The 12,981-nt window shown below is 33.5% G+C and carries 14 protein-coding genes; 9 read left to right on the top strand and 5 right to left on the bottom strand.

The genetic code is table 11. The features are described 5' to 3' along the window. The first annotated feature begins 95 nt into the window (after positions 1 to 95). The 9 genes from hemA to AVL50_RS20695 all read left to right on the top strand — a co-directional run bounded on the left by hemA (position 96) and on the right by AVL50_RS20695 (position 7,697). Positions 96 to 1,355 (top strand): glutamyl-tRNA reductase, encoded by a 1,260-nt coding sequence (gene hemA, locus AVL50_RS20735; RefSeq protein WP_062618398.1) that lies wholly within the window; start codon positions 96 to 98, stop codon positions 1,353 to 1,355. 5 nt (positions 1,356 to 1,360) lie between these two features. Further along, positions 1,361 to 1,837 (top strand): globin family protein, encoded by a 477-nt coding sequence (locus tag AVL50_RS20730; RefSeq protein WP_062618397.1) that lies wholly within the window; start codon positions 1,361 to 1,363, stop codon positions 1,835 to 1,837. A gap of 151 nt (positions 1,838 to 1,988) precedes the next feature. Continuing rightward, positions 1,989 to 2,816 carry a DUF3365 domain-containing protein gene (locus AVL50_RS20725; RefSeq protein WP_062618396.1) on the top strand — a complete coding sequence of 276 codons (828 nt, stop codon included), beginning with the start codon at positions 1,989 to 1,991 and terminating at the stop codon, positions 2,814 to 2,816. A 136-nt stretch (positions 2,817 to 2,952) separates the two neighbouring features. Next, a complete protein-coding gene (locus AVL50_RS20720; protein ID WP_062618395.1) occupies positions 2,953 to 3,429 on the top strand; it encodes a hypothetical protein in 477 nt (158 codons plus the stop codon). Positions 3,430 to 3,447: 18 nt separating this feature from the next. Next, positions 3,448 to 4,506 (top strand): ferredoxin--NADP reductase, encoded by a 1,059-nt coding sequence (locus AVL50_RS20715; RefSeq protein WP_062618394.1) that lies wholly within the window; start codon positions 3,448 to 3,450, stop codon positions 4,504 to 4,506. Between the two features lie 164 nt (positions 4,507 to 4,670). Continuing rightward, positions 4,671 to 5,372, top strand: coding sequence for a cytochrome c3 family protein (locus AVL50_RS20710; protein ID WP_062618393.1), 702 nt, complete (start codon positions 4,671 to 4,673; stop codon positions 5,370 to 5,372). A 97-nt stretch (positions 5,373 to 5,469) separates the two neighbouring features. Next, the gene (locus AVL50_RS20705; protein ID WP_062618392.1) at positions 5,470 to 5,940 is read left to right on the top strand and encodes a DUF4231 domain-containing protein; all 471 of its coding nucleotides are present in this window, start codon (positions 5,470 to 5,472) and stop codon (positions 5,938 to 5,940) included. 177 nt (positions 5,941 to 6,117) lie between these two features. Further along, a complete protein-coding gene (locus tag AVL50_RS20700; RefSeq protein ID WP_062618391.1) occupies positions 6,118 to 7,290 on the top strand; it encodes a hypothetical protein in 1,173 nt (390 codons plus the stop codon). After that, positions 7,290 to 7,697 carry a hypothetical protein gene (locus AVL50_RS20695; RefSeq protein WP_062618390.1) on the top strand — a complete coding sequence of 136 codons (408 nt, stop codon included), beginning with the start codon at positions 7,290 to 7,292 and terminating at the stop codon, positions 7,695 to 7,697. The genes AVL50_RS20700 and AVL50_RS20695 overlap by 1 nt, the downstream gene beginning before the upstream one ends. An 88-nt stretch (positions 7,698 to 7,785) precedes the next feature. Here the strand turns inward: AVL50_RS20695 and AVL50_RS20690 are convergent, their stop codons facing one another. The 5 genes from AVL50_RS20690 to AVL50_RS20670 form a co-directional block, all read right to left on the bottom strand. Then, complete coding sequence (locus AVL50_RS20690) at positions 7,786 to 8,952, bottom strand: DUF58 domain-containing protein (RefSeq protein ID WP_062618389.1); 1,167 nt, start codon at positions 8,950 to 8,952, stop codon at positions 7,786 to 7,788. Positions 8,953 to 9,126: 174 nt separating this feature from the next. Beyond that, positions 9,127 to 10,113: a MoxR family ATPase gene (locus AVL50_RS20685; RefSeq protein ID WP_062618388.1), complete on the bottom strand. Its 987-nt coding sequence runs from the start codon at positions 10,111 to 10,113 to the stop codon at positions 9,127 to 9,129. 2 nt (positions 10,114 to 10,115) lie between these two features. Next, positions 10,116 to 11,312 (bottom strand): DUF4350 domain-containing protein, encoded by a 1,197-nt coding sequence (locus AVL50_RS20680; protein WP_062618387.1) that lies wholly within the window; start codon positions 11,310 to 11,312, stop codon positions 10,116 to 10,118. Beyond that, positions 11,299 to 11,985: a hypothetical protein gene (locus AVL50_RS20675; protein WP_062618386.1), complete on the bottom strand. Its 687-nt coding sequence runs from the start codon at positions 11,983 to 11,985 to the stop codon at positions 11,299 to 11,301. The genes AVL50_RS20680 and AVL50_RS20675 overlap by 14 nt, the downstream gene beginning before the upstream one ends. 85 nt (positions 11,986 to 12,070) lie before the next feature. Further along, the gene (locus AVL50_RS20670) at positions 12,071 to 12,928 is read right to left on the bottom strand and encodes a hypothetical protein (protein WP_062618385.1); all 858 of its coding nucleotides are present in this window, start codon (positions 12,926 to 12,928) and stop codon (positions 12,071 to 12,073) included. Between the last annotated feature and the right edge of the window lie 53 nt (positions 12,929 to 12,981).

Genomic DNA, 12,981 nt, shown 5'->3' with positions numbered 1-12,981 from the left:
TGACATAGTTTGCCTTTTTTATACCCTCTACATTTGTAATGCATAGCAAGCTAACGCACTACTATGAAAACAACTCTCATAACACTTGAATTAACATGACAAATGATTTAAAGCTATTTTCCATATCGCATTATAAAGCAACTGTATCGGTACGGGAAAAATTTTCTTTAAATAATTTAGAGGTAAAGCATTTCTTGCAAAAATTAAAAGAAGTGTTGTCAATAGAGGAAGCCATTGTGTTGTCAACTTGTAATAGGGTTGAAGTATATTATGTCTCTAAATTATCACAAACAAAAGATATTCTAAAGTTACTTTGTGCTTTGAAATGTCTCATCCCTTCGGATCAATACACTCAATATATTGAAGATAAAGAAGGTGATAATGCCGTAGAGCATTTATTTTCTACTGGGATAGGCGTGAATTCCCTTTTACTTGGCGATTTGCAAATATACGGACAGCTCAAGAACGCTTATCAGAATGCAACAGATGAAAATATGTGTCAGGCTTTTCTTCACCGCTTGATGCACACCTTCTTTCATTTTCATAAAAGAATTACTAACGAGACTTCATTTAAAAAAGGCATAAGCTCAAATGGTTATGCCGCTGTGAAGGTTACGGATGAATTTTGTAAGTATAAGACTGATACTAAGATATTGATTATCGGTTTAGGAGAAATGGGTAGAGATGTTTGTCAATACTTACATAAAAAAGAAATTAAAAACGTTTCTATTACTAATAGATCTGTTAATAGAGCACTTCAGCTCAAAGAATTGTTTGGTTTTGAAGTTGTAGACTATGAACAGCATATGAATAAACTGTCAGAGTTTGATGTTGTCATTACTTCAGCTCATCATGAGAAAATTGTATATAAACCTTCTATAACCACTACCTCTCCTCAATTAATCATCGACTTATGTTCACCAAGAACAGTGTCGCCAGAATTCAATAAAATAGGTACTAAAGTATTGAATATTGATGATCTAGGGTTGCAACTGGATGAAACCATCAAATTGAGGAAATCAGAATTGTCTAAAGTGAACAAAATTTTTCATGAAGAATTAATCAAGTTCAATAGCTGGTTGAAAGAAACCTATTTTACACCTACTGTATTACTATTAAAAAATGCATTAGAAGAAGTAAGAAAAGATTCGTTAGCTACTTTTAAGAAAGAGTTTAATTCATCCGAATTGGAAGCCATAGAAAGAGTTTCGAATAGGATGATTCAAAAAATTGTACAACTCCCAACACTACAACTCAAAGAAGCTTGTAAGCAAGGTAATGTTGCTACTTTAAATGAGGCACTCAAGGCACTCTTTATGCTTGAAGAGCCTAGTATTCACACTTCAAAAATTTAATTACTATGGGTTTTTTCAAATCACTTTTCGGAAAAAAAACAAAAAAAGAAGAAGGACCAGTTTCCGCTAGACAAATTGAGTTAGTGCAAAGTACATTTGCAATGGTGGCACCAATCTCCGACAAAGCAGCGGAAATCTTCTACGCTAAACTATTCGAATTAGATCCTTCATTAAAAGCCTTGTTTACTTCAGATATGTCTGAACAAGGAAAGAAGCTGATGGCAATGTTGGCTGCTGCTGTAAATGGACTTAATGATCTTGGTGCTTTAGTTCCTGTTGTTCAGGATCTTGGTAAAAGACATGTTGGTTATAATGTTGAAGACTCACATTATGATACTGTGGCCGCAGCTTTATTGTATACTTTGGAAACAGGCCTTGGAGATAATTGGAATGATGAGGTGAAAGAGGCATGGACAACAGTATACGTAGTATTGGCTACAACAATGAAAGAAGCTGCAGCAACTGTCGAGACAGTTGAATAGCCTTCTTTTTTGATTAGAAAATCTCTTTTCTTGAGTAATATAGTTCCAACGCAAAGGGGTTCATTCGCCATGGCTCCTTTGCCACTATTACTCCCTACAACAACTCCCAAGAAACAAAAAACAAACATTTAAACACTAAAAGAATAGATTCATGAAAACTTTCTGCAAATTAAACCGACTTCAGAGTTATGTTCTACTATTATTAACCACAGTAGGATTTTATAACTGTCAACCACTTCCTGAAGAGTCAACTGCTACAGTATCTAATAAAAAATATTCAATAGAAGAAGCTTTTACAATTGTATCAAAGGAAAATGATGTTGCAAGAACATTATATACAAAAGCAATTGTAGGTGCTGGTAAGAAAAAAGGATTAAAATTTGATGAGGATTGGGAAAAAGATCACATTGAAGCAGGACCACTTCCAGCTTTATTCTTAAGGGGAATCGCTGGTGACATCCGTAAAAAAGGAGAGGTACCATTAGGTTTATTCTTAGGTTCTGATTTCCCAATTAGAAAATCTAATAAGTTCAAAGGAAAACAAGCTGAGCTTTTTGCTGAAATGAGAAAGGATGAAAAACCTAAATTCTTCTATGATGCTGAAAATAAATTGTATACAGCTATGTTCCCTGATTTTGCGTCTGCTGGAGCATGTGTAAGCTGTCATAATCAACATCCTGAAACAACAAAATCAGATTGGGTATTAGGTGATATTCAAGGTGCTACAACTTGGACGTACCCTGAAGATTCAGTGAGTTTTGAAGAATTAGAAGGTATCATCATGGCTTACAGAAACGGAGCTGCAAATACTTTCCAAAAATATATTGACAAGACAAAAACATTTAAAGAAAGCGATATTCCAGTAGTAGGCGAAGAATGGCCATCAGGAGGCTATCAATTACCAAGTCCAAATATCTTCTTGGATAGCGTAGGATTATTGACTTCTGAAGAAACATTAAACGGTATTCTGAAATTATAGCATTTGCTGCTAATTAATTACCTGTTGTTGTGATGACTCCCCTCTAGAACTCATAATTCTTGACTAAATACGTATATCTATTTATTTCTACTTTTCATCTTTTGAGGGGAGTCTATTACATTTAAATAATTCAGTTATGCATAAATTAAAATTTATTTATATAGGCTCTTTTCTATTTGCATTATTTGTTATTCAAGATGTTTTTGAATTGAGATGGGAAGCACTTTATGAGCTTCAGGAGGATCAAATGTATAGGAGGTGGTCAGGTTTAGGGGTCTTGCTTGTGATTCTTTTTCAATGGACCCTAAGCCTTGTGAGAAGTGTCCCAAAATGGGAAGACAAGTCTATTGTATTTCATAAAATACACAATTGGCTGGGAGCCTTCACTCCATTGATTTTTTATGTGCACTCTATGGAATTGGGATTTGCCTATTTATTGGTATTGAGTATTACTTTCTTCAGTAATTTCATTATGGGCATGTTCAACTTTGATGTGATCAGAAGTAAATCACAGCTCTTTTTTCAAGGTTGGATGATCGTGCATGTTTCTCTATCGGTGTTTATCACTTCTCTTACATTCTATCACATTTGGGTTGTTTTCTTCTACGAATAATCCTTAAAATCAACTCCCATGGAAAAAATTAAAACGCTTAAAGTAACTGATGTTGTCAAAGAAACAAGTGATGCAATCAGTATACATTTCAAACAGCCTTTTTTCAAAAAAATAAAATATACACCAGGACAATTTCTTACACTATTGGTCAATGTAGACGATAAAGTGCTTAGACGTTGTTACTCTTTGAACAGTGCACCGAAAGTAGATCAAACAATCAGTGTGACTGTGAAAAGAGTTAAAGATGGTAAAGTGTCTAATTTCCTTTTTGATACTGTAAAAAAAGGGGATAAGATAAAGGTACTTTACCCAATGGGTGAATTCACAATGCAACCTGATTCCAATAAGGAGAGGCATATCATCTTGTTTGGTGCAGGAAGTGGAATTACACCGTTATTTTCAATTTTGAAATCAACCCTATACAAAGAACCAAAGAGTATTGTTTCCTTATTTTATGGAAACAGAGATATCGAATCAATCATCTTCAATGAGCCATTGGCTAAACTCAAAAGCGAGTTTCCAGAACGCCTGAATCTCATTCATATTTTGGAGAAACCTGGAGATTTTAGTGATTGCTATAAAGGAAGAGTTCAGAGAAGCCAAGTTCCAGAATATTTGGAAAAAGTACCTAAATGGCCTGTTGAACAAACGGAGTACTTTATTTGTGGACCTTCCGGGATGATGATTGAGGCAGAAGAAGGATTGAAACATTGTTTGGTTCCAGAAAAATATATTCATATTGAACGTTTCTCTGCTCCACCGCCATCAGCACAAGAAATACAGCAACAAGGTGCATTTTTGGAAAACAGAGAAATTAAAATCAAACATAAAGATAAATCATACCAATTTACGGTTCCTGCTAAAAACAATATATTGGAAGCCGCACTTGATGAGAAAATTAAGCTTCCTTATGTATGTATGGATGGTATATGTGGCAGTTGTAAAGCCAAGGTGACTTCTGGTGAAGTGTTCATGCGAAAAGGACATGTATTAACACCGAAAGAAGTAGACGAGGGGTATATACTTCCATGTATCTGCAATCCTGTGACAAACAATGTAGTGATTGAATATGCATAATCATATCAAGGCCACTATGCTTGGAAAGTAAACCAACCAATGAAAAAGATCTTATGAATCAATGCTACATTAACGGTTTTGCAATATGCGTTATGGGAGTTAGCAATAGTGAACCTTGTAGCATTTGATTCTCTCCCAAAAAAAACTTTAAAGCATCAATACAAATGTTTAAAATAAGCAGAAAAAGAAAACGTCAGTTTATTGGTATGTGTACAGGAGTTTTTATCTCCGCCATTACCTATGTTACGCTTTCTCTTCCACAAAATGATGATTATCTTTCAAAAGGGCCTCTGAATACAGGGCATGAAAATCTTAAATGTGAAACTTGCCACACACCTGCTAAGGGTAATGTATTTCAGCAGGCACAAGCAAATGTAATGCATGCAGTGGGTTTGAGAAGAACTGAAGCTGATTTTGGAGCACAGAATGTAGATAATAAAAAGTGTCTTGATTGTCATGATAGAGCAAATGACAGGCATCCATTGCACCGTTTTGAAGAGCCTCGTTTTGCACAAGCAAGAAAAGATTTAGGAGTGACTGAATGTGAATCCTGCCATCAGGAACATAACGGCGTTCGTATCACTCAAACTAACATTGGCTACTGTCAGTCTTGTCATGAAGATACTGAGATGAAAAATGATCCATTAGAAGTTTCTCATAAAGAGTTGATTGGCCAGAAAAGATGGAATACTTGTCTGCAGTGTCATGACTTCCATGGCAATCATATTTTCCATGCCGCAGAATCGTTAAAAGATACTATTCCTGTTCAAGAAATTAAGGCTTATTTTGCAGGTGGCAATTCTCCTTATGCTGAAGAAAAGAAATATTATGCCACGACTGAAGAAGAGTTGGAGAACAAGAATTAATCAATGAATACTATTTTGAGGTGCTATTATTAATTCATTTATGTAAATTGATGTTTTATGAATTTAAAACTTCAATTTTTCATACTTGAACTAAACTATGAGTACTACAAAATCAAAATATGATGTTCTATTTGATGAAATTTCTGCCATTGCGGATAGAGCTTCTTACCGTAGTCAAGAAAATAAATTAAAGTCTTTTAGAATATATTTAGGAATTGCGATTGCGTCTGCATTGATCACTATTTTAGTGGCCATATCCAATGATGTACCTGAAGCTTATAAATTGCATATAAAAATCATCACCCTTTTATTAAGTGGATTGACGGCAGTATTAGCCGCTTGGGATGGCTTCTATAATCATAAGCAACTTTGGATTAATTATGGTGAATCCAGAAATCAATTGCGTGCCATTCAACTCAAAATGAAAATGATGGATGAGAATGAGCGTAAAAACAATAAATTACTGGATGAAATATTTAAAGAGTTTCAGGAGGTGATGCATCATGGCAATTCAAATTGGAAAACACTTAGAATGGAAAAAGTGGATCCAAATGCTACAAAAGATTAATAAAGATCTAAGCCTCTTAATCAATTAGGAGGCTTATATTCCCAATCAGGTAAGAACGGGTTCTTCATTAAATGGAGGCCCTTTTTTTATGCACTACCTTACACATGATTGAATGTTTATCTTATTCTTATTAACTTAACTAAAGTTCTAATTTCGCCCGTTAATCCTCACTTCATCATGAAAAAGATACTATTTCTACTTGTTTATATATTACTGATTTCATGTAATGATAAATCAAACAAAGAAACTAAGTCCATTGAAGTGATCACTGAAGAAATTATTGTTGATGAAAAAAAGAAAACACCTAAGGTTACTTTTCCTATCCTTGCAATTGAATTAAATCCTAGATATACATGGGAGGAAAATATCTATGCTATTTGGAATCATCACTTTGGTGAAGCTCTTGATAAGATTGATTATATCTTTGAGCTTTCAGAACTTGAAGGGAGGGAAGGAATTTTTATCATTTGTACAAAAGATGATACAACAAATTATTATACTCTTGCTCCGGGAAAAGAAGGGAAATACGAATTAAATATAATTCAAACTTCTTCCATTTCCGTATTGCATCAATATGGTAATGTTCCTACAAGCACTTTTAAACCTTATGATGTTTCCATTGATTATGGAGAACAAAATGGCGTGGTGGTTTCTTATGAAGTTTATGGAATGAAGGGAGCACCTGACGAAGATGGAATGATACCTTTTCAGAAGATACAGCATGATTATATGAAGTTTAATGAGGAAGGAAACTTGGAATATTCTATTTCGGAGACTGAACGTTTTAATAAACGGAATGGAGTGGAAATGGAAGAGGATTCTTCTTTGGAAATTCATCAGTTCTTGTTTCAAAAATATTACAGTCCAATTGATAAATCATTGAAATCTCATTTACTGGATCAAATATTAGATGATATGAATATCATGACTACGAGCTATGATAAAAGGGATAATATTTTCGAGCCTGTTCGAAAGCAAGATAATGGTACTTTTGTAAATGATTTGGCCAATTTGGGATATGAAGCCTTCGTGATTCCATTTGCGAACGACATGAACCTAGAACACCTTCATAGTAGTAATTACCCTCTTTTGTACATTGAAGATCATGGTAGTTATTTTTATAGTATTACTGATGTGAAAATTGAGGATAAAGAAATCATTTTTAATCTGAAAAGGATATTGCATATTGATGAAAATGGAGGGGATTTGGATAGGTCTTCAGGTATCACAACCTACATTGATATGATGAATATTGAAGGGAAATGGGTGATGATTTTTAATTCAGATCGGTTAATGATGGAAAAAGATCGAAAGCAATTAGAAACCATTAATTCAAATGAAGGGGAATAATGGAATATGACGCACTTCATCAACTTAAAGATCAATTTGAATCATATCCAATTACAATCTCATTTCAACAACAAATAAGAGCGGATCTTATTTATGTCAATTTTCAACTCAATCAATTCTCTTGTAAAATTCTGATAAGTGATGAATACCATGATTTTACAAACGAAAACCGTTTAGTTGATTTTTTCCTTGTGTTATTTGCATTGGAGATTTATGAAGAATCAGAAGATATATTGGAATGGGCTAAAGAAATGGAAGTGAACGCGGATAAATATCTCTCTTATTATAGAGGTTTAAATGAGGTTGTAAATCACCTGAAGTCTGTTTTTGGAAAAATTGATGCATGTGTTACCGCTTTTGATTATCAATTAAGAACAGGTGTGATGAAAGAATTAATGAAACTTTAAATCTTTTATGGAGAACAATGATTTCCAATATAATGGTAATGGTATTAAAAAAGGATCAAGTAACAACTCAATCCTCTCATTTTTTGTTTTACAATAACCCTCTCGCTTTCAGCTCAAGATATTTATTGATAGTATCTACGTTGAGTTTTTCTGGTGTAGTTAGAATGGTATGAATGCCATTTTGTTGTAAATCTTTAGCGATATATTTTCGCTCTAAAATACTTTCTTCTCTCAACGCTTTAATATAAATATCTTCCATATTTTGGCTTTCATTTTTTAAAGCTTCCTTAATTTCAGAATCTTCAAAAAGTACTACTACTAAAAGGTGTTTCTTAATTAACCTTTTCATGTAGGGAAGTTTTCTTTTCAAACTCTCTTTATGCGTAATATTCGTGAAAAAGAGTAGAAGACTTCTATGTTTGATCTGCCTGCGGAGCAAGGTTGTAATATTAGCGAAATCACTTTCTAAAAAGCTAGGCTTCAAATTGTAAAGCTTTTCCAAGACATTTTTCATTTGTCCTGAATTTCTGCTTGCTTTTAGAAAGCTGTTGTTTTCATAATCGAAAGCTGAAATACCAATCAAGTCTTGTTTTACCTGAGCAATATGAAGCAACACCAAACTTGCATTGATGGAGTAGTCCAATAAAGTCATACCATTAAAAGGTAATTTCATATTCCTACTCATATCTAAAACAGCGTAAACCTGTTGAGCCTTTTCATCTTGATAATGATTGACCATCAATTGTTGAGAACGTGCGGTGGCCATCCAGTTGATGGTTCTAAAATCATCACCTTCCACATACTCTTTGATTTGATCAAATTCCTTTTGCTGGCCAACTTTTCGGATCTTTTTAATACCACCTTCAATGTGTCCTGTATTCAGGGCCATCAATTCGTATTTTTTAAGTTTATTGAAGGAAGGGTATACTTTTACCGATTGTATAGCACAATCCTGCTTTATTTTTCTTCTAATAAATCCAAGTTTGGATTTCGCAAAAATGATCAAATCTCCAAAATGATATTCACCTCTTTCTTTAGGGGTAATTACATAAGAAACATTTTGATCTTGATTGGGCTTCAACTTGAATTGAAAATTAAGATCCCTCAATTGAAAAGCAATAGGAGCTTCGTCAATAAGTTCAATGTCCAGGGATTGAGTTCCTTTGTTGACCACGTGAAGTGAAATTCTATTTTCCTCACCGTTTGAAAGCCTTTCGGGAGTTTTTCTTTCAGCATATAGTTCTTTTTTTATCATAAAAAGTAGAACTATATCCAAAACAGTTAAAAGAATAAACACCAAAGTTATGATCCCAATTGCACCAAAAAGAATAGGAACAAAATAGGAGATGATAAATAGAAAGACAAGGGTACTTCCTATTTGATAAAACCGGTCAGAAAAGAAGATTTGTTTGTAAAAACGCATAGTCAACTATCTAGGTACTTCAACTGTATGAACGATCTTGTCGATGATACGATCCATATTTTCGCCTTCCATTTCTTTTTCAGCAGTCATGATCAAACGATGTCTTAGTACAGGTTTTATAACATAAGCAATATCATCTGGAGTTACAAAATCTCTACCTTGAAGGCATGCCCATGCTTTAGAAGCATTAAGTAATGCAACGCCTGCTCTTGGAGAAGCTCCCAAATAAAGCTCACTACTTATTCTTGTATTTCGGACTAATTTTAAGATATAGGCTAAAAGATCATCTTTTACAATAACCTTCTTAGCAAGATCTCTGAAAGTCTTTAATTTCTCTGGTGAAAGCTTAAATTCCTCCTGGATCAAATGTGTAGGATTTTGGTGCTGATGATGCATTTGTAAGACTTCAAGCTCATCTTGTTCTTCAGGATAGTCCAAATCAATTTTGAATAAAAAACGATCCAATTGAGCCTCAGGAAGTGGGTAAGTACCTTCTTGCTCAACGGGATTTTGAGTGCCAATAACAAGGAAAGGTTCTTCCATAGGATACCTTTTTCCATCGTATGTAATCTGGCGTTCTTCCATCACCTCAAACATAGAGGCTTGTGTTTTGGCAGGGGCTCTGTTGATTTCGTCTGTAAGAATAATATTACCGAAAACAGGACCTTTTTTAAATTCAAAATTGTTTGTTGAAGCATTAAAAATATTTGTACCAATCACATCAGATGGCATTAAATCAGGCGTAAACTGAATTCTAGAATATTGTCCATCTATCATTGCTGCTAAGGTTTTTGCCGTTAATGTTTTAGCTACCCCCGGAACTCCTTCTAATAAAACATGACCGTCAGCTAGAATAGCCGTAAGTAACAGGTCAATAGTAGTTTGCTGTCCTTTAATGACTTTATTAATACCTTCTCTTAACTTATTTAATTCTTGAATTAAGTCTGAAGTATCAATTCTATTTTCGAAATTATCTATAATATTATCTTCCATCTTTATATTTCTTTTGAATAAAAATCGTCTATTAATTCATTTACTTTTATGAAACCACCCTCTGTCATAGAGTGCTTTATCTCTCTATCCAAACTGATGAATAGTTTTTTTATTTTCTCTTCTTCAATCCCAGAACGGAATGAAAGCAGATTTAATTCTTCCTCTATGTTTTCTTTATTGAGATTGATTTGATATTTACTTTTAATGTGATCTAATAAATACCTTTTCCTTTTGATCAATATATTTCTGTTATCTCCCTGACTGAAATAAAGTTGCCCAAGAGTATCAACAAATTGCATTGTTTCATTCTTTGGTGGTACAAATGTAGGAATAGCTCTTTGCTCTCTTTTTACTTCAAATATCAAGTAGATCAGAATAATTAGTAAAAGTAATTGTGTAGCTTCCCGCAAACCATCTCTTTCTAATAATACCCTGAAAGTTGAACTGTGTCCTAGTCTTCCTAAAGTGTAATACTCTGTTCTTATGTAATCCCCTTCTGGAAGCTCTTTTAGAATTTCATTGATAAAAAAATGATTGTCTCCACTTAGGAGTGAAATGTTACCGAGAATTTTAGGTGTGCTCAAAAGGTAGATTGCACCAAGACCAATTTCTTTTTTTATAAAAATTGCACTGCCATCTTCACAAGTAGCAATAGTTTTTGCATTTAAAGTATCATAATCGTAAAAAGTATTATTGATTTCAAAAGCTGGAAATAAACCTGCATGATCATTAAGTTCTATGCTGATGGTATCAATTTCGATATTTAATTCCTTGCTTTTTGTAAATTCTTTGATTTCAATATTGGAAAAACTGTAATCTACTTTAAATCCAAGAGTATCCTTTAGACTTTGATCAAAGTTTTCAGCGGCTAAAACAATGGTATTACCCAACTCTGCTTGATTATAAATAGCATTGATACTTTCCTTATCCAATTTTAAACGTCCACCAACAATGAGAAGTTTACGGCTTTCCATATTTTGACCGTATAATTCATAGACGGTCTTACGGGAGGGCTCAATGGCCATTTTCATATCAGGATCTTTCAGCAACTCCATCAAAGCCTTTGTGCCGTAAGGGTCTTTTGAATCAGACTTGAAATGTGCATTCCAATTTGTCTGTTCTTCAGAGCTCAAAGTAAGGAAGAGGTACAATCCAAAGGCCACAACTAAAATAATGTATTGTTTATTAAACTTTTTCATATTGATCTACAGCTGTTTCAAAATCGTAATACATTGTTTTTAATTGCTCAGAAATGGTGTCATTTGCTTCAAATTCTCCATACCAGCAGTATTGAAAGTAAAGACCAATAGAGTGAAAAGGCTTTTTAATAAGGTCTGTTTTTAATTGAAATAAAATATCATTGTGATGTTCTATTTTATGTAAGTTGATAATACCTTTCTGGTCTAATTTTTCAATGGCAAGAAGGTAGTATAACCTTACAATTTCATGATTGTTGTTTGCTTTAATAGCCTCTTCTAATTGAGTAGAAAGAGGAATAATACTTTCATTCGTACTATAAATTGTTTTCAAACCTTGTTGTTTGATTTTTTTATCACTCTTGAAAATGATAATATGATTGGCGTCTAAAATGAGATAAACAGCCCAGAATACTAGCCCCACAATAGTGAACCAAATCAGAATTTCAATATGAGAACTTTTCAGTACAAAATTTTCTCCGAACAATTCTGAAAAAATATCAGAAAGCCAGTCTGTGATGTAGTCCCAAGTGGAAATTTGATATTGGGGTAAAACATAAGTATAGTCAGGATCTTCTTTTAATTCTTTGATTGTTTCTTCTGAAAAATCTCTTTCCTGTGCATTGACAATAAAGGATGAAAAAAGAATGAGTATAAGAACAAAATACTTTCGCATTGATAAAAAATCTTCGTTGAAAATCGAAGTAAAAAGAAACTCTCTTGTTCTGTTGAAATAGAACAAGAGAGTTATAATATAATGATTAAGCCATTGACTCAGCTTCTTCCCATAAGCTAGTAGCATCTTTCTTTTCTCTTAAAGAGAAGTATAAAACAACGCTACCGATTTGAGTAATTACTGTGAAAACAGGATTAATTAAACTTGTTACTGCTGTAATGATCAGCATCAAATTAACATATGTGTCACTGATATCGCCACCACTTGATACAACTGATAAAAAGTCACCTCCTGTGATTATACCGCCAACAAAAGCTAACAAGTAGCTTAACATACCAGCAACTAAACCTAATACAATAAGAAAACCAAGAGAAGACCACCAATTATCTTTAATAAGCTCTCTACTTCTTGACATTGCATCTGAAAGTGAAATTTCTTCCATGACCAAGATTGGAGCAACAAGAGAAAGACCTACACCTAAATAGATACCAGGGATTACAAAGAAAAATGTAGCGACAATTACGATAAAACCGACTACAATAGAAGCAAGTACTAACTTACCAAAAACGCTGAATACTTTCGCTCTGACATTTGCAGGTGTAAATTCAACGGTTTGGTCTAAATAGACTTTTACAAGGCTAGTACCAACAGCACTTAAGATAGAATACCCTAGAATACTTACTAGCATACTTGCCATAAATAAAGGGCTTCCATATAATGACATCTGATAATCAAGTACAGCACTAGGATTAGTGAAGTTTGAGAAATTTCTGATAGCTTCAGAAGTAGCATAAGTGTTTAATCCTCCACTTATTATAAAGAATGGAGATACCAAAGTCAGAACAGTAATGAGTACTGTTTTGAAGTTTTTGGACCAAAAAGAAAAGGTAAACTCGATTTTTTCACCAAGATCTCTTTCTCGATTAAATTGAAACGTTTGCATATGCACGATAATTTTAATGATTATATGTAAAAAATATGTAAATAGTTTTACTC

The organism is Flammeovirga sp. SJP92 (genome assembly GCF_001583495.1).
Lineage (GTDB): Bacteria > Bacteroidota > Bacteroidia > Cytophagales > Flammeovirgaceae > Flammeovirga.
This window is presented reverse-complemented; position numbering and strand designations above follow the sequence as displayed.